This window comes from Paenibacillus sp. Leaf72 (assembly GCF_001422685.1).
Taxonomy (GTDB): Bacteria; Bacillota; Bacilli; order Paenibacillales; family Paenibacillaceae; genus Pristimantibacillus.
On the sequence record NZ_LMLV01000030.1, the window covers coordinates 491,783 to 509,501 of the forward strand.

Genomic DNA, 17,719 nt, shown 5'->3' on the forward strand with positions numbered 1-17,719 from the left:
GAAAAGCAGCGCCGAAGCGCTGCTTGCTTTTAACTACATTTTCATTACGCCGCCACGGCTGGCGTTTGTAACGAGGTGGGAATAACGCGCGAGATAACCGCGTTTGATTTTTGGTTCGAAGCCCGGCCATGCAGCACGGCGTTTCTCGAACTCCTCGTCGCTGATCAATACGTTCATGCCACGGTTGTTCATATCCAGCTCAACGATATCGCCGTCTTGTACGAAAGCGATTGGTCCGCCTTCAGCCGCTTCCGGTGAAACGTGGCCGATACTGATGCCGCGGGATGCGCCGGAGAAGCGGCCATCGGTTACGAGACCGACTTTAGCGCCAAGGCCCATGCCAGCGATTTGCGAAGTAGGAGCGAGCATTTCTGGCATGCCAGGGCCGCCTTTAGGTCCTTCATAACGAATGATGACAACATGTCCTTCTTTAACTTTGCCGTTAGCGATGCCAGCAAGAGCTTCATCCTGGGAATCAAAGCAAATAGCAGGACCTTTATGATAGCCGTTAACCGATTTGTCGATCGCGCCGACTTTGATGATTGCGCCGCCTGGAGCAAGGTTGCCGAACAATACAGCAAGTCCGCCACGCTCACTATGCGGATTATCAATGGTTCGAATAACGTCGGTATTTTGAATTTCACAGCCCTCTACGTTTTCGCGCAGCGTCTTGCCCGTTACAGTGATGCAATCGCCATGCAGAGTGCCTTCTTTTTTGAACATTTCATTTAGTACAGCACTAACGCCGCCAGCAAGATGCACATCTTCGATGTGGTAATCGGAAGCCGGAGCGATTTTAGCCAAATGCGGCACACGCTCTGCGATTTCATTGATGCGCTCGATTGGGTAGTCAATGCCTGCTTCATGTGCAAGTGCCAGCGTATGAAGAACGGTATTTGTGGAACCGCCCATTGCCATATCAAGGGCAAAAGCATTATCGATCGTATCTTTCGTTACGATATCGCGAGGCTTGATGCCAAGCTCAATCAGCTTCATCAGTTGAGTAGCCGATTGCTTAACAAATTCCCTGCGCTCAGGTGCTACGGCAAGAATCGTGCCGTTGCCTGGAAGCGCGAGGCCAAGGCCTTCAGCAAGACAGTTCATCGAGTTGGCTGTGAACATGCCTGAGCATGAGCCGCAAGTCGGACAGCCGAACTGTTCAAGCTCCAGCAAGCCCTTATCATCGATGATGCCTGCTTGGTAAGCGCCAACGCCTTCAAAAACGCTGGAGAGCGAGATCGAGCGGCCGTCGGATGTTTTACCTGCTTTCATCGGTCCGCCGCTGACGAACAGCGTCGGGATGTTGACGCGAAGCGCGCCCATCATCATGCCCGGTGTAATTTTGTCGCAGTTTGGAATGCAGACCATGCCGTCGAACCAGTGCGCATTTACAACGGTTTCTACGGAGTCGGCAATAATTTCGCGGCTCGCCAGCGAGTAGCGCATGCCGATGTGTCCCATAGCGATTCCATCATCAACGCCAATCGTGTTGAATTCAAAAGGAACGCCGCCAGCATCGCGAATCGCTTGTTTAACCAGCTTGCCGAATTCCTGCAAATGAACGTGACCAGGTACAATATCAATATAGGAATTACAAACAGCAATAAAGGGCTTGTCGAAATCTTCCTCCGCTACTCCCGCTGCACGCAGCAAACTGCGGTGGGGTGCACGGTCAAATCCTTTTTTTATCATGTCTGAACGCATCTTCTTAGGTGCCATTAAAATTCCCTCCTGTATGAAAAGTCGATACCTTTGAGTTTAACACAGAGGACAAGCATTGGCTAGTAATGTTGATGGACTTATATGCTTTAAACGGCTTCTGGCTTGGCTATCAAGGAAAAACAAGCTATAGTAGTAGGAAAAGTATAATTATCGTGGTTTTCATATGGCTAGAAAAAAATTTTTCATTAGGCCGTGAAGAAATCCAGTATCGTGAGGGATATAGATGAAACAGGAAAATTCGGAAACAAGAATAAAAAAAATGCGCGAGATGGATGAGGCTTTTCGCCAGCTCAGACGGCTAATCCATGCGGAGTGGAATCGTTTTAATGTGAAAGGGCTGGGCATGACGGATGCAAAGATGGTTTTGCTTTTGTCCGAGCATGGGCCGCAGAAAGCGTCAGTTATGGCGGAATTGCTGCAAATTACGAGCGGTGCGGTCACGGGTATCGCCGATCGTTTAATTAATTTTGGCTATATTGACCGTGAACGCAGCGAAGAGGACCGCCGTATTGTGCTGCTCACCATAACGGATGAAGGACGGCAGTTGGTTGATGGCATTATGCGCGTCCGCGAAGATCTCATGCTCAGGCTGTATGAAGGGTTTTCGCTGGAGGATATGGACATTACGGTGAGCATGTTCACGAGAATGAGTGAAAATTTGGAGCGCAAGCGCGAGGACAGCAGCGACGCTTAAAACCCGCAGAAAGGCTGGGCTGTCGCCTGCTTGCAGATCATTTTCAACAGCGTTCACATCAAAAAAAGGGATTCGCTTCGTTTTCACGAAGGAATCCCTTTTTATCACTAGAAGATTGGCCTTATGCTTATAGACCTTCGCCATTCAAGTAGTTATGGAATGGCTTGTCTACCCAGAACGTATAGGATTTAATGTTGACAGCTGGATCGAGCTTGCGGAAGCCCTCTACGATATTTTTCGACTGATCATTCAGCGAGAAGGACTGGGCATAATAATAGCCGGTGCCCGTAATTTTATTGTTCGTAATGACCTCGTATTCATCAAGCTTGGTTGAAGAATAGTAAAGAGGCTGGAACCATGAGCCATAAATCAGGCCCGGCTGATCGGCTTTGTCTTTTTTCGCATATTGCAAAATAATAGGCTGGAAGCGGGCTTTATCCGCTGCATTGTTGAATTCAAAGGCGATATCGAATTCCTTCGCATACGTAATATAATTGCCATTCTCGATTTGAACCACTTTATAGTTTTCAGTGTCCTTTGTTGGCGGCTCGCCCCATTCCTTCATGAAGACGTAGGCGGATGTTTTTGGCTCAAGCTGAACTTTGGCGTCAATGCCTTCGCTGCGCAGCAGACCGATAAGCTGGATGACATGCTTGAGGTCGCTGTGTCCATAAGTAAGGGATAGCGATGGCGTGAAGTTGGCGTCAAAACGCGCATCCTTCAAGTTGTAGCCCGTTACCAAATTATTTTTGAGCGCCGTATCTACAATCGTTTGCAGCTCTGGTGCTTGAATAATATTGGACGTTTTGAAAGCATCATTCAATTGGGCGTAAATCGTGCTATCGTTGATGTTTCCGATGAAGTGCTTGTATTCCCCTTTAAAGGAAAGAATTTGCACGATTAGCGTTTCGGCAAGCTGCGGCGTCAGCCCTTTGCCTTTGATCGCATTGTACTGGGAGGCTGGCAGCAAGCCCGTATCTACGGCTGCGGCAAGCTCCTGCGATGCTGCTGTTCCTAGTGAGGAAGCCGGAATGTTCAGCTTCTTCAGACCAGCTGTTATTTTCGCTTGCGGGTATGTATGGGCAAGCTCCTGCAATCCCGCTGCTTTAACCGCGATATACAAAGCGGAAGCTGCTGTCAATTTTTGCTCAGCGTTTACGGTTGTTGAAGTAAGAATGCCTTGTTTATGTAGGGCAGCTGCTGCAGCATAATAAGGGCTGGTCTCAGCCAAATCGGTGAAGGCAGGAAGCTCTTCCGGCTGCTCCAGCTTAAGCGCATCAGCTACCGCTTTAATGAACTGTCCTTTTGTAATCGTGCTGGTGGTGAAAGCTATGCCAAACTTTTCTTTAAGGAACAGCTTGGCTTCTGATGAAGCAGCAGTAGTTGCTGTGCTTGTTGCTGTTGTAGTAGAAGCAGCTGCATAAATAGGAACAGCGGATGATAAAGCAATGGATAGGGCCAGAGAAGCGGACAATAAGGATCTGGTTAGTGCAGGATATTTTGTACTCATAAATTCCCTCCGGTATTGGATAATATTTTCCAAATCATATTAAATGACTCGGAATAGTACGATTATACTAGCATTGTTACAATTTTGTGTCAACATCGTATTTTTATAACTAACTTTCATGAAAATCATGTAGAATAAACAAGAGTTTTGTCGAAAATTCGCTATTGACAAAATCCGATAAGCTTACTAGGATAAAGAGAAAAATACTAGTTATTTTAAGGGAGAGAAACGTACACAGATGAAAAAGACACTGGCGTTAACATTTTCAATATTGATGGTTGTCGTTTTACTGGCGGCTTGCGGCTCGAATGGAACAAACAACAGCAGCACCGGTACGAATACGGGCACGGCTACAAATGCTGGAACAGCAACAGCTTCTCCTGAAAATGCAAAGCAAAAACGCGTAGCGCTCGTGCTTCCTGAGCAAATCGGCGTTAACCCGTTTTTCGCATCAATGGATGAAGGCTTCAAAAGAGCCGGTGAAGAATTTAATGTAGAAGTGAAAACGATTGAGTCGACAGACCCTGCAGCATTCGAGCAAAACCTGCGCGCAGCGGTAGCTGACAATTACGATCTGATTATTACAGCAACTTTCCAAGCGGAGGATGCCCTTAATAAAGTAGCTCCAGAAAATCCGGACAAGCCATTCGCGATTATCGATACAGTCGTGGATCAGCCGAACGTACGCAGCGTCGTATTCCGTGAGCAGGAAGCTGCTTACTTGCTAGGCGCAGCTGCTGGCCTCTCCACTAAAACGAATGTAGTTGGCGCAGTAGTGGCAATGGATACACCACTGCTTAAGAAATACACATATGGTTTTGAGCAAGGACTTAACAGCACAAACCCAGATGCAAAATTCTTGGTTAACTATGTAGGTAATTTCAACGATTCGGCAAAAGGCAAGGAGCTTGCGCTGCTGCAATATTCCCAAGGCGCAGATTTCGTAGCGGGCATGTCGGCTGTTGGCGATCTTGGCGTATTTGAAGCAGCGAAGGAAAAAGGCCTGTACGCTTCCGGTCAAGATATCGACCGTACGGAGCTTGATCCTGAGCATATCGTCCTTTCCCAATTGAAAGGTACAGATGCAGTAGCTTATGAAACGGTAAAAGCATTCGCAAACGACCAATTCGACTTTACAGCGACTGACTACGGCTTGAAGGAAAAAGGTGTAGGTCTTACATTCGTAACACAAGACAGCAAATCAGCGCTAAGCCCATTTGTTGGCGAAGACACGATTACAAAAGTGAAAGCCATTGCCGATGATATTATTTCAGGCAAAATCGTCGTAGAGCTTCCAGCGGCGAAATAAGAAGATGCACCGGCTGCCAGCGGGCAGCCGGTTTGCTTGTTTTTGAAATATAGGAAAGTATATGATTTCGCCATACTTTCTCTATATTTCTCGGACTGAAACGCCGCGCGCCGTCAAAAGACGGCTTTCGGCCGTTTCACCTTGGTTTATTGTGAGAGGAGAGCTGCCCGCATGCTGCTGCAAATGAATAAGATTACAAAATCCTACGGAGCGCTAAAGGCCAATAGCGAAGTGGATTTTTCGCTGCGTAAAGGGGAAATTCATGCGCTAGTCGGAGAAAATGGCGCTGGAAAAACGACATTGATGCGTATTTTGTACGGCATGGAGACGCCGACTTCTGGCAGCATCGTTGTAGATGGCAAGCAGGTGGCGTTTCATAGTCCATCGGATGCCATTAGCAGTAAAATCGGAATGGTGCATCAGCATTTTATGCTCTTTCCGACGTTCACTATTTCTGAAAATATCGTCATTGGCCGCGAGCCTGCCAAGGCAGCACGCTTTGACCGCAAGCAAGCGGCACTGATAACAGAGCAATTGGGCGCTTCTTATGGCATGCCGGTTGATCCGTGGAAAAAGGTAGAGGATTGCTCGCTAGGCTTGCAGCAGCGTGTAGAAATATTGAAGGTGCTGCATCAGGGAGCAGAAATCATTATTTTGGATGAGCCGACGGCAGTGCTGACTCCTCTTGAGGTCAAGGAGCTGCTGGTTGCGATCAAGCGGCTGGCGGCACAAGGCAAAAGCTTCATTCTGATCAGCCATAAGCTGCAGGAAATTATGGATGTAGCTGACCGCATTACGGTGCTGCGTGACGGCAAGCTTAGCGGTACGGTCAATGTTGCGGATACGAGCATTGAAGAGCTGTCCCGGATGATGGTTGGCCGCGAGCTGCTGGATTTGCAGAAGGAAGCCCCGGCTAGTGGCGAGAAGGTGCTGGAAGCGGTGCAGCTAACGATAAAAGACGAGCATGGGAAGCCGAAGCTTGATCAAGTGAGCCTCAGCGTTCACGCTGGAGAAATTGTGGGCATCGCCGGTATTTCTGGCAATGGGCAATCGGAGCTGCTGCAGGCGATTTCAGGACTTGCCCCTGTCGATTCTGGCAAAACTCTGCTGCGGGGCAAAGATGTTACGGGCGAGTCTGTACGCAGTATTCGTGAGCAAGGGCTTGCTCATATACCAGAGGACCGCTATCAATGGGGCGTGGCGAAGGATGCGACGGTGCTGGAAAATGGCCTTATGGGCCACGCCAGCCGCTATCAGCGCGGAGGCGTATTGCGCGGCGCGGCGATTCGCCAGCTCGTAAGCGGCTGGGTCGAGCGTTTTGGCATCAAGACAGGCTCGATTCATACGAAGGCGCAGTATTTATCGGGAGGCAATTTGCAGAAGCTGATTGTGGCTCGCGAGCTTGCCCAGGAAACACCATTTTTAATTGCGGCGGAGCCTACCCGTGGCGTCGATATCGGCGCGATGGAAATTATTCATGGCGAGCTGTTGAAGCGGCGGGCTGCTGGCGGGGCGATTTTGCTCGTGTCATCTGAGCTGACGGAAATACTAAAGCTGTCCGACCGCGTGCTCGTTATGAATGAAGGCCGAATCGTCGGCGAATTGCCGGGCTTAACGGCTACGGAAGAAGAAATTAGTCTGTTAATGGCGGGAGGATAAACGGGTGGACAAGCTTAAAGGAATACTGGGGGCGTTAATGCAGCCGCTTCTCGCCATCGTTGTCGGTCTCGGAGCGGGCGCCATCGCTATCGCGATTGTTGGCGGTTCTATAACCGAGACATATGCCGAGATGTGGAAGGGCGCTTTCGGCAGTTTTTATTTTTTCACCAATACATTAAGCCGCGCTACACCTATTATGTTGATAGGGCTTGGAGTGGCGCTCGCCTTCCGCGCAGGCTTTTTCAATATGGGCTCCGAAGGACAAATGGTACTCGGCGCGCTAAGCGCCGCAGTGACCGCGATTTATTTGCCGGGGCCAGCTTGGCTTAAGCTTGTCGCAGCGCTGCTGGCCGGCGTCATTGCTGGCGGGCTATGGTCCGCTTTTGCCGGATGGCTGGATGCCCGGTTTCGCATGAACTTATTGATTACGACCTTATTGCTCAATTATATAGCGTCCTTATTTGCCGGCTATGTCGTTTCCTACCCATTGATGGACAGATCCGGCTCCGCAGCAATGGCGCAGACGGTTATGGTAGATAAAAGCGTGTGGCTGCCAAAGCTGTTTCAAGGGATGAGCCTGCATGCAGGGTTTTTGTTTGCGCTCATTGGGGCTATAGCGCTTGCCTGGTTTATGCGCTATATGGTTAAAGGCTATGAAATTCGCATGATGGGCGGAAATCCGTTATTCGCAAGCTATGGCGGCGTTAATCGCGGAAGGCTGATGCTGTACAGCATGTTCGTCAGCGGCGGTTTTGCTGGTCTTGCCGGAGCCGGAGAGGTGCTGGGCACGCAATACCGTTATTTGGATGGCGCACTTACCTCTCCGGGGTATGCCTGGTCAGGTATTATGGCGACGCTGCTAGCCGGATCGAATCCGCTAGGCACGGCGCTCGCTGCCATATTGCTGGCTGCGCTGCAAACTGGCGGCATGGGCGTCGAGCGCAATACCGATGTGCCGCTGGAAGTATCAAGCATTATTCAGGCCGTACTTATTTTGTTTATTTCCGCAAAGTTTACTTATTCGTTCTTTAAGAAAAAGAAGAAGGCGGGGGCTTAAGGTGGATCAGCTGTTTGATGTTTCCCTGTTCGCTTCGACACTCCGCATGATTACGCCGATTTTGCTTGCAGCGCTCGGCGGTGCGTTATGCGCGCGGGTCGGCCTGTTTAACGTCGGTTTGGAAGGGCTCATTCTTATTGGCGCCTTCTCGGCGATTGTCGGCAACCATTTGACGGGCAACGTGTGGCTTGCAGTATTGTTCGCTATCGTCTGCGTGCTCGTGTTCTCCTTATTGCTTGCTTATATGGCCATTCATTTGAAGGCGAACGTCATTGTCGTCGGGATTTCGCTTAACTTTCTCGCGCTGGGGCTGACGACGTTTTCCTTGCGGGCGATTTTTGATGTCAAAGGCGCTTATTACGATAAAAGCATGGTCGGCCTGCCCAAGTGGGATATTCCGCTGATCAAGGATATTCCTTGGGTCGGGGATGTCGTATCCGGCCATTCGCCGCTCGTCTATTTATCGATCGTTCTCGTCGCTTGTTTGCAGTATTATTTATTTAAAACCGTATCCGGCTTCCGCTTGCTTGCCGCGGGACAAAATCCGGTTGCCGCAAGAAGCCTCGGCATCAAGGTGACGCATATCCAATATGGAGCTGTGCTGATGTGCGGCGTTTTATGCGGGCTTGCCGGAGCGCAGCTGTCGCTTGGTCAAGTTACGATGTTTACCGAAGGCATGACGGCTGGCCGCGGCTTTATCGCGTTAGTTGCGACGATGCTCGGTCAGTCTAATCCGCTTGGCGTTGCGGGAGCAAGCTTGTTGTTTGGCTTTATGGATGCGCTCAGCACCCGGCTGCAGGGCTATGCGCTGCCGGTCCATTTTACGATGATGCTGCCATATGTGGTAACGATAATAGCAATGTTTTTCTTCAAGGATAAAAGCTATTTGGCGGAAGCGCGCAAGGCGAACGAAAGCTCGCGCTAGGTTCCTTGCTGCAAGCCGCATAATTGAAGGAGGTTTAAGTGAGCATGATCAGTAAAGCTGAACGTTTGAAAAAAGCGCCGGTTCGGCATATTGAAGTGGCCGCAGAAATCGCCCACCGGGTTCCGCCTGGACAAGCGCTGACGGATCGTTTTCCGATTTTGCATGAGAATGAAGTGCCTGAGTATAATATGGCGGAATGGACGCTGACAATTAGCGGTGCCGTAGAGAAGGAAATGGTGTTTTCCTATGAGCAGCTGATGGCGATGCCGCAAACGACGCAAGTAAACGATATTCATTGCGTGACCCGCTGGTCGAAGCTGGATACGGAGTGGAAAGGCGTCAAATTCAAGGATTTGCTGCCGCTGCTTCGCGTGTTGCCGGAAGCCAAATATGTGATGATTTATGCCGATCAGGATTATGAGACGAACTTGCCGCTTGAAGATTTATTGCGGGAGGATGTGCTGCTCGCTCATAGCTATGATGGCGAGCAGCTGACGCCGAAGCATGGCTGGCCGCTGCGCCTCTTGGTGCCGCATTTGTATTTCTGGAAAAGCGCGAAATGGATTCGCGGCTTTGAATTTATGACGGAAGACCGCCCAGGCTTCTGGGAGCGCAACGGCTTCCACAATTACGCTGATCCGTTCGAGGAGCAGCGTTTCTCGGGAGAAGATATAGACTTGCCTGAAGATGAATGGCATAAAAAGGAGTGGGATTAGCTTGCTGCTGCCGATTTTACAAGTGAATACAGAAGATTTGCCCGCTATTGCTATCGTTTGCGGCGATCCGAAACGCTCGGAGACGATTGCAAGGCATTTGGAAGAAAAGCGCGAGCTGGCATTCAGCCGCGAATACCGCAGCTTCGTCGGAACCTACAAAGGAGTGCGCCTTGCGGTAGTCAGCCATGGTGTAGGCTCGCCGGGAGCGGCGGTATGCTTTGAGGAGCTGATCAAGGGCGGTGTTACGACGCTGATCCGCGTCGGGACAGCGGGCTCTTATTCGGCCGATTATCCGGCCGGCAGCCTAGTTGTCAGCACGGCTGCGGTTCGCGCAGACGGCTTGACGCGGCAGCTGGTGCCGGATGGGTTTCCAGCGGTTGCCGATCATGAAGTAAGCAGCGCCCTTTATGCGGCAGCTGTGGCGGAAGGCGGCATCGTGAAAAAAGGGATTACCGTCACGCTGGATGCTTTCTTTACAGGTGTGGTGGACATTCCGCATAAGCAGTACAAGCAGGCTGGCGCGCTTGCGGTCGAGATGGAAATTGCCGCACTCTACATTATTGCCACGCTGCGCGGGGCACGCGCTGGGGCGATTCTAACTTTGGACGGCTATGCCGATGCAGATTTGGCCCAAGAATATGATCCGCATACGAACGTTGTAGCGGAAGCAATCGAACGGGAAATCGCTGCTGCTTTGAACGCAGCAGTGAAACTGGCAAGCGCATAAATGGAGAGGGAGTGAAGGAGAAATGGAACAGAAGGTATTTGCCTTTTTGATGTTTTCGGGACAAGCTGACGAGGCGATGAAGCTATATGTTTCCACGTTCGAGGATGCTGACATTGTAAGCGCAAAGTATTATCCGCAAAGCGAGCCTGGCGCTAAGCCTAAGGTGCTGCACGCTATTTTCTCGATAAAAGGCCAGCAGGTGATGTGCATTGACAATCAGCTCAGCGATTCGCATCCCCATGCCTTTACTCCCGCGCTTTCCTTATTCGTAAATTGCGACAGCGAGGCGGAAATCAACGAGGTTTTCGCGAAGCTGGCGGAGGAAGGCAAAGTATTAATGCCATTGTCGCCATCGCCGGTCAGCACGTTGTTCGGCTGGCTGGAGGATAAATATGGCGTATCGTGGCAGTTGAACTTGCCTGCCCGCTAATAGGCGTTCTTAATAGGCGTTCATACGAAAGACCGCGCTCCCTTATGAGGGGAGAGCGGTCTTTTTTGCGTGTATATCGGATTAACGTCGTGCTCCTGCTTGAGGCAGCGGTTTGTAGTCGGTAAGCGGAGCTAGCCATACCAGACCCGTTCCTCTGTATACGTTAACGAGACCTTCCCCCGAAGCAGCGGAGCCTAGAAGTGATTTTCCTGATTTTTCTACAGTGAAATCAAGGGAGCTCGACCACATCAAAGCAAAGTTGCCGTCTACCTTAAGCACATCATTTTGCAGCTCGACGACAACCGCTTCTTCTGAAGGGATCGGCGCTTCTATAGCGAGCACGCCTTTTCCTCTAACGCTTAAATTAAACAGCCCTTCGCCGCCAAGCGCAGCCGAGGAGAGCGTCTTGCGTGCGCTTACGCTTAGTTCGAGGGTCGAGTGGCAGGCTAAAAATAGACCGTCCTCGATGACGATATGGTCGTTGTCCACGTCAATGAGCCACAAATAGCGATAGGTCGGCTCCAGCATAATCGTGCCCGTCCCTTTGTATACCGGTTTGACGGCGGACGTGCCGGTTACTGCGCCAGCGACTAAATTTCGCATTAGTCCACCAACGCCTTTAATGCCGGAATTCATTTCAATATTTCCGATCATATACTGCATAGCACCGGCGCTCATCATAATTTCATTGTTGCTGAGCTCAATCATCAGCTGTTTTTTGCGCATATTGCTTTGATTCATAAAATAGTTCGCTTGTGCTTCCATCGCATTCGTGGAGCTGAGATCCTCTTTGTATTCCAAAATGCTGAATCCGCCCATTTGATCTTGAATGAAGACGTTTTTGTTTTCTTTTACATTATTTAATTTAAAAGCCATTGACGTATCTTCCTCCTGTTGCACGCATTATATTGGATGATGAAGGTAAAGTATTTCAAGTCTCCCATATATTCGACAAAAAGCCTCGTTTTCCTTGTTGTAGTCCAATGTCTTCCCTTGTTCAGCGGCCCGAAGCTGTGCTATAGTACGAGAGGTATCAAAATATAAAGTCTGGAGTGAACGCCGAACACGGCGCATCACGACAGGAGAGGTTCGCGAACTCCCTCTATAAAAAACTAAGGAAAATGGAATGGCAAGATGAATTCCGTTTTTTAAAATATAAGAAGGTATAAGTTTCACCTTTATACACTCTTATATTTCATCGCGAAACGGCAGCTTTGCCGCCAGAGGATGGCTTTCAGCCGTTTCACCTTGTTTTATGGGCAAAATGTTCGAAGGATCTCTCTGCATGCTCCGGCTCTAGCCGGCATTGAAGAGAGGAGAATGAAAGATGACAGCAACACAAGAAATGCAAGCAGCACAAGAAGTGACACAAAATCAAACAGCATCAGGCGGACAAGCGGCGAAAAAAGCCGTCGTCGTATTTAGCGGAGGGCAGGACAGCACGACCTGTTTATTTTGGGCGCTTAAGCGTTATGACGTTGTGGAGGCTGTGACGTTCAATTATGGACAGCGCCACAAGCTGGAGCTAGACTCTGCTGCACAAATTGCAGAGGAGCTTGGCGTCAAGCATCATGTGCTGGATATGTCACTGCTTAATCAGCTGGCGCCAAATGCGCTGACGAGGGACGATATTGCCATTGAACAAACAGAAGGCGGCCTGCCGACGACATTCGTAGATGGCCGTAATTTGCTGTTTCTATCGTTCGCAGCGATACTTGCCAAGCAGATTGGCGCACATACGGTCGTAACCGGCGTATGTGAGACGGATTTCAGCGGCTATCCCGATTGCCGCGACATCTTTATTAAATCAACGAATGTGACGCTTAATCTCGCGATGGACTACCCGTTCGTCATTGAGACCCCTCTAATGTGGCTGAATAAAGCGCAAACGTGGCAGCTAGCCGATGAGCTGGGCGCCTTTGATTTCGTCAGAAACAAGACGCTGACCTGCTACAATGGCATCATCGCAGATGGCTGCGGCGAATGCCCGGCATGCAAGCTCAGATCGCAGGGCCTCCGGCAATATTTGTCTTCCCGCAAGGAGGAGATGGCCGAGTGATTCAGCAAATTTACCCTTCTGCAACACATCCCTTCAGCTATGAGCTGAACAAAGACATGCATTTTGCCGCCGCGCACAGCATTCCTAGCGCCGAGGCGGGCAAATGTGCTCAAATTCATGGGCATACGTATTTCGCCAATGTGACGATCGCTGGCGATGAGCTGGATGCTTCCGGCTTTCTTGTTAATTTTGCTCTCATTAAGCGGCTTATTCATGACCGCTTTGACCATACGTATTTAAATGATGACAACGAGCATTTCCATGCGCAAAGCGCGGAGTATTTTCCGACAACGGAAGTCGTTGCGCGCACCATCTATGAAATTACGCAAAATCATTTGGATCAGCTGGCGAACAAGCCGCGCTGTGTTCAAGTGTTTTTGCGCGAAACCCCAACAAGCTACGTCATTTACCGCCCCAAAAAGACGGAGCAGCCGCTAGCGGCTACACAAATTCAAGATAAGGCTGCTGCTCCCGATGCTTAAGCAGGCCGAAGCGCGTATCCCGGTTATGGAAATTTTCGGGCCGACTGTGCAAGGGGAAGGCATGGTTATCGGGCAAAAAACGATGTTTGTCCGCACAGCCGGCTGTGACTACAGCTGCGCTTGGTGCGATTCTGCCTTTACTTGGGACGGCACAGGCAAGGATGAGATCCGCATGCTCACCGCAGCGGAAGTCATGTCGGAGCTGCACGCCGTCGGCGGAGAAGCGTTCTCGCATGTGACGCTGTCCGGCGGCAATCCGGCGCTGCTTCGCCATGCGGGCGAACTGGTGCAGGGGCTGCATGCCGCAGGCATTCAGGTTGCGCTGGAAACGCAGGGCAGCAAGTGGCAGGACTGGCTGCTCGACATTGACGAGCTGACGTTGTCGCCCAAGCCGCCCAGCTCCGGCATGGTCACCAACTGGGACATGCTGGACCAGATCGTAAGCCGGCTGTCGGAGGCGGCACGCAGCTTTAGCCTGAAGGTCGTCGTATTTGACGACGCTGATTTGGCGTATGCCGCAAGTGTCCACGCGCGGTATCCGGGAGTGCTTTTTTTCGTCCAAGCGGGCAATGATGACCTTGCCGAAGGCGACAATGGCAAGCTGCGCGACAAGCTCGTGGAGCGGTATGAATGGCTGATTGAGCGCGTGATGGTGCGCAGCGATATGAATCAGGTGAGGGTGCTGCCGCAGCTGCACGCCTGGGTGTGGGGCAACAAACGCGGCGTTTAGCCAAGCGGAGTAAAGCTTTATTTAAATATAGGAAAGGATATGGTCTTTCCATCCATTCTCTATATTTCTACGCGAAACGAAAGCTTTGCCGCCAGAGGATGGCGACAGGCGTTTACGCTTGTTCACTGTGCATAGATAGATGGGTTTATAAATAGAAGGTTTGCAATGAGGGATAAGAGAAGGAGCGAACAACGAATGAGTGGAAGAAAAGAAGAAGAGCTGCAGGGGATTAGCCTGCTTGGCAATCAGGGAACGAATTATACGTTCGAATATTCCCCTGACATTTTGGAGACCTTTGACAACAAGCATCCGTACCGAGATTATTTTGTGAAGTTTAACTGCCCGGAGTTTACGAGCCTTTGCCCGATGACGGGTCAGCCGGATTTTGCCACGATATATATTTCCTATGTTCCCGATGTGTTAATGGTAGAAAGCAAGTCGCTCAAGCTGTACTTATTCAGCTTCCGCAATCACGGAGATTTCCACGAGGACTGTGTGAACATTATTATGAACGATCTGATCAAGCTGATGGACCCCCGCTATATTGAGGTCTGGGGCAAGTTCACGCCGCGCGGCGGCATTTCTATCGACCCTTATTGCAATTATGGGAAGCCGGGCACAAAATACGAGCAAATGGCGGAAAACCGCCTGATGAACCATGACTTATACCCGGAAAAAATAGATAACCGCTAGTAGGGATAGTTGTCTCGCAAGGCTTTAACACAAGCAAGGCCTGACCCATTCTCGGATATTATAGTAGACCATGAGAAAAGGAGATGCCTTGAATGTCTTGCGATCCGTTTTGTCCAACTGTCCGGGTATTTGTTCCGCCTGTAACGGTAGTAAACGACGTCTTTCATCCGCAAATCGTTGAGGTTGTGCATCAAATCAACGTCGTAAACCGCTATCATTGCGTTCCATGTGAAAAACATTTGTACGAATACAAGTATTCCGACGTAGATGCGACTAAAGATTCCTGTCACAAAAGCCGCCGCAGCCGTGGAAGTCGAGGTAGTCGTAGTAGTCGCGGAAGCCGTGGCCACAGCTACATGTTGAAAGCGAAAGCTTCTAAGAAAAGTGTAAAAAAAGCAAAAGGCTAAAAAGCGAGCAGCTTAATATTTTGCATAAGCCGAAAATGCAGAAAAACCCGAATCTTCATAGAAGATGCCGGGTTTTTCTTTTATGAATAAAGGACGAACAGCCTAATATATACATGATTTAGTCTGGAGTAGGGTTTTAAAGGGGGCTATAGGGGCAGTTCATCTATTTAGTCCTACGATATCGCTTTAGGAGGGGTTTCATGCAGCAATCGTTTTACCGTAAAGCAGTTAAAAACAAACAGTTATCCCTATTACTGGTACTTGTGTTTAGTATTTCGCTCCTGTTTCCCGCAGAGGTGATGGGAGCAAAGGCAGAGACGACAGGAAGCTTGCTACCCACAGCTAATAAGGAACGAGCAACATTATCATCCAGCTCTAAGCAAATGGATCTCAGTGAAAAGCAAAATGCTTCCTTGCAGCTAGATCCGGTTTCGGATCTAAACCTTACACCCTATATATTTTCGCCTAATTGGGATTTTAATAAAGATTATGCTGACGTCACTTATAAAATAAATACGGCCTTGTCTTATTTTTCACTAGATGTGTACACAGTTGAAGGTAGTACCTATACATGGAAAGGCAAAATTATGGAGGAGGCAAACGGAACGAGCCCAGGCAGCTATAGAGTAACATTCTCAGGGATGGTAACGAAGGGTTCGGATTACATTGAATTAGGTCAAGGCCACTATGTCATTATTCCACGGATAGGTTTGGAAGAGACAGACTTGCTGATGAATCAGCTTGCGGAATGTATTATTGATTGGAGTGAGCCTGTTTCCGAATTGAATAATCCAGCTATAACAGTAGCAAATGGTCTAGGTACTATACGTGGAAGAGTGATTAGCGATTTGTTGGTTGATATATTGGGCGATTATTCTGGCATTACTGTAGTAGCCATTCCTTATTCTCGCGATGCGAGGTATTCTGGAATCTTTACTGATGATGGGCAATTCAGCATTGAGGTACCTATTCAATACGGAACGAATGGATTTGAAATTGTTATCTACGATGCCGCGTTGAATGGCTTTGAATACCCGAAATATTATGTGGAATATCAAGAAGAGGAAGAGGTGCCTTCACCTGAGATATCTGCTGTTGCTTCTAAATCAAATGTGGTAACGGGGGAAGCTTTTGACGTTTCCATAGATTTTGCACAGGTCAACGATTTATATGCAGCTCAATTCAGCTTGACGTATGACAGCGAGTTGCTTAAAGGAACAGTTGAACCAAGTGTTACACTGACGAATTATCAGGATCAGGAAAATGCGGGCACAGCGCTTATAACGAGTGAGAAAACCATTGACCTCGGAAATGGACATGCGCGAACCGACTATGTAGTATCATTGGCAGGCGATATTAACGGATACAGTGGTGCAGGTACCTTTGCGAAGTTCCATTTTTCAAGCGGTACGGTAGGTGCATTTGATTTTGAACTGTCCAATTTGAGAGCATTAAACAGCTATTCAGAAGCGTTTGTCTATGAAACTGTGACAAATACTACTGTAATAGTAACGAGCGCGCCAGGAGAGCAGAAGCATACCCTTTCTGGCAAGATAGCCGCTGAAGCTTTCGGCAGCGCTGTAGATTACAGCAGCATTTGGTACAATGGCTCAGATGGCGTTCATAAAGTTGTAGTAGAAGCTATTGACACGAATGGCTCTGTTGCAGCCATCTCCGAGGTGCAAGCTAATGGAGGCTACACGCTGCACGTTCCTAAAGGAAAGTATAAAATACGCGTTGTTGTTCCTGGACATATAGCGGTTGAGGCCACTACTCAGGTTAACGGTGATATGACATATAATGTGGGCCCTCTGGAGGCGGGTGATGTAAATGGAAATGGGGAAATAGATTTAGCAGATTTGCAGCTTGCAGCGAAGTATTTCGGCAAATCTAAAGGAAGCGGCTGGCAAAATGTAAAAGCGAGCAGCACTGACATTAACCGCGATAATACAGTTGACCTTCTGGATATTTCATTCATTGTGTTGAATTATAAAATGTAAAATAGCATTTGGAGTAGAAGGGGGCCCTTGCTGCCCTCTTCTCTATTTATATACAAGTCTATACAAAGCTAATTTACTGGAAGCAGCACGTCTTTCAATTTGCGGGCAATAGGATTAAGCAGTTGATTTGGTTAAATTAAAAGCATTAGCAGATTCATTAGATTTTTCTAAATCAAATTTGTATGGAGTGGTTATGATGTCAGTTTAAGAATTAAACAAGACATTGTGTCCTGATTTTATAAGTGCAAGGTAGGCTTCACAAAGATATATTTGAACAAATGTTATAAGATTAAAATCTTTTTTCAAAAAACACTTGCAATAACATAGGAACCCATGGTATATTCTAATTCCGGCCGAGAGATAAACGGTTCGGACAGAGAAACACAGCAAGAGAAATTGTTCTTTGAAAACTGAACAACGAGTGAAACTGCCACATTAACTTAGTTAATGTAAAGCGATACAAAAAAAGTAATGAGCAAGTCAAACCAAATGCTCTTTCCCCTTCGATCTTGATCGAAAGAAAAGACATCCTAAATGGAGAGTTTGATCCTGGCTCAGGACGAACGCTGGCGGCGTGCCTAATACATGCAAGTCGAGCG

At 48.8% G+C, this 17,719-nt stretch carries 16 protein-coding genes, 1 rRNA gene and 1 riboswitch; of the genes, 14 read left to right on the plus strand and 3 right to left on the minus strand.

Annotated elements, in window-relative coordinates; genetic code table 11:
• Nucleotides 1–33: 33 nt before the first annotated feature.
• On the minus strand, nt 34–1,719 hold the full coding sequence (gene ilvD, locus ASF12_RS23410) for a dihydroxy-acid dehydratase (protein WP_056040057.1): 1,686 nt from the start codon (nt 1,717–1,719) through the stop codon (nt 34–36).
• Between the two features lie 226 nt (nt 1,720–1,945).
• On the opposite strand from ilvD, the gene ASF12_RS23415 reads away from it, so the two are divergent.
• A complete protein-coding gene (locus tag ASF12_RS23415; protein WP_056040058.1) occupies nt 1,946–2,416 on the plus strand; it encodes a MarR family winged helix-turn-helix transcriptional regulator in 471 nt (156 codons plus the stop codon).
• Between the two features lie 127 nt (nt 2,417–2,543).
• Here ASF12_RS23415 and ASF12_RS23420 read toward each other — a convergent pair whose 3' ends face one another.
• Nucleotides 2,544–3,926 (minus strand): hypothetical protein, encoded by a 1,383-nt coding sequence (locus tag ASF12_RS23420; RefSeq protein ID WP_056040060.1) that lies wholly within the window; start codon nt 3,924–3,926, stop codon nt 2,544–2,546.
• Nucleotides 3,927–4,164: 238 nt separating this feature from the next.
• Here ASF12_RS23420 and ASF12_RS23425 point away from each other — a divergent pair, with 238 nt between their 5' ends.
• The 7 genes from ASF12_RS23425 to ASF12_RS23455 all read left to right on the plus strand — a co-directional run bounded on the left by ASF12_RS23425 (nt 4,165) and on the right by ASF12_RS23455 (nt 10,749).
• A complete protein-coding gene (locus tag ASF12_RS23425) occupies nt 4,165–5,235 on the plus strand; it encodes a BMP family lipoprotein (protein ID WP_056040061.1) in 1,071 nt (356 codons plus the stop codon).
• A 171-nt stretch (nt 5,236–5,406) separates the two neighbouring features.
• Complete coding sequence (locus ASF12_RS23430) at nt 5,407–6,894, plus strand: ABC transporter ATP-binding protein (RefSeq protein ID WP_056040062.1); 1,488 nt, start codon at nt 5,407–5,409, stop codon at nt 6,892–6,894.
• Between the two features lie 37 nt (nt 6,895–6,931).
• Nucleotides 6,932–7,951, plus strand: a complete 1,020-nt coding sequence (locus tag ASF12_RS23435; protein ID WP_155973407.1) for an ABC transporter permease — start codon at nt 6,932–6,934, stop codon at nt 7,949–7,951.
• Nucleotide 7,952: 1 nt separating this feature from the next.
• The gene (locus ASF12_RS23440; protein WP_056040066.1) at nt 7,953–8,876 is read left to right on the plus strand and encodes an ABC transporter permease; all 924 of its coding nucleotides are present in this window, start codon (nt 7,953–7,955) and stop codon (nt 8,874–8,876) included.
• A gap of 44 nt (nt 8,877–8,920) precedes the next feature.
• Complete coding sequence (locus ASF12_RS23445) at nt 8,921–9,592, plus strand: sulfite oxidase-like oxidoreductase (protein ID WP_056040067.1); 672 nt, start codon at nt 8,921–8,923, stop codon at nt 9,590–9,592.
• A 1-nt stretch (nt 9,593) separates the two neighbouring features.
• Entirely contained in the window at nt 9,594–10,319 is a 726-nt protein-coding gene (locus ASF12_RS23450; protein WP_056040069.1) for a nucleoside phosphorylase, read from the plus strand.
• Nucleotides 10,320–10,341: 22 nt separating this feature from the next.
• Nucleotides 10,342–10,749: a VOC family protein gene (locus tag ASF12_RS23455; protein WP_056040071.1), complete on the plus strand. Its 408-nt coding sequence runs from the start codon at nt 10,342–10,344 to the stop codon at nt 10,747–10,749.
• Between the two features lie 81 nt (nt 10,750–10,830).
• Here ASF12_RS23455 and ASF12_RS23460 read toward each other — a convergent pair whose 3' ends face one another.
• The gene (locus ASF12_RS23460; RefSeq protein ID WP_056040072.1) at nt 10,831–11,625 is read right to left on the minus strand and encodes an AIM24 family protein; all 795 of its coding nucleotides are present in this window, start codon (nt 11,623–11,625) and stop codon (nt 10,831–10,833) included.
• A 202-nt stretch (nt 11,626–11,827) separates the two neighbouring features.
• A riboswitch (PreQ1 riboswitch) is annotated at nt 11,828–11,871 on the plus strand.
• Between the two features lie 223 nt (nt 11,872–12,094).
• Between ASF12_RS23460 and queC the strand changes: the two genes are divergently transcribed.
• The 6 genes from queC to ASF12_RS23490 form a co-directional block, all read left to right on the plus strand.
• Nucleotides 12,095–12,808 (plus strand): 7-cyano-7-deazaguanine synthase QueC, encoded by a 714-nt coding sequence (gene queC, locus ASF12_RS23465; RefSeq protein WP_056040162.1) that lies wholly within the window; start codon nt 12,095–12,097, stop codon nt 12,806–12,808.
• The gene (locus ASF12_RS23470; RefSeq protein WP_056040074.1) at nt 12,805–13,290 is read left to right on the plus strand and encodes a 6-pyruvoyl trahydropterin synthase family protein; all 486 of its coding nucleotides are present in this window, start codon (nt 12,805–12,807) and stop codon (nt 13,288–13,290) included. The genes queC and ASF12_RS23470 overlap by 4 nt, the downstream gene beginning before the upstream one ends.
• Nucleotides 13,283–14,020 (plus strand): 7-carboxy-7-deazaguanine synthase QueE, encoded by a 738-nt coding sequence (queE, locus tag ASF12_RS23475; protein WP_056040076.1) that lies wholly within the window; start codon nt 13,283–13,285, stop codon nt 14,018–14,020. The genes ASF12_RS23470 and queE overlap by 8 nt, the downstream gene beginning before the upstream one ends.
• A 195-nt stretch (nt 14,021–14,215) precedes the next feature.
• Nucleotides 14,216–14,713, plus strand: coding sequence for a preQ(1) synthase (gene queF / locus ASF12_RS23480; RefSeq protein ID WP_056040078.1), 498 nt, complete (start codon nt 14,216–14,218; stop codon nt 14,711–14,713).
• A gap of 607 nt (nt 14,714–15,320) precedes the next feature.
• Nucleotides 15,321–17,120: a dockerin type I domain-containing protein gene (locus tag ASF12_RS23485; RefSeq protein ID WP_056040080.1), complete on the plus strand. Its 1,800-nt coding sequence runs from the start codon at nt 15,321–15,323 to the stop codon at nt 17,118–17,120.
• A gap of 531 nt (nt 17,121–17,651) precedes the next feature.
• Nucleotides 17,652–17,719: ribosomal RNA gene (locus tag ASF12_RS23490) — 16S ribosomal RNA — on the plus strand; the annotation flags it as partial.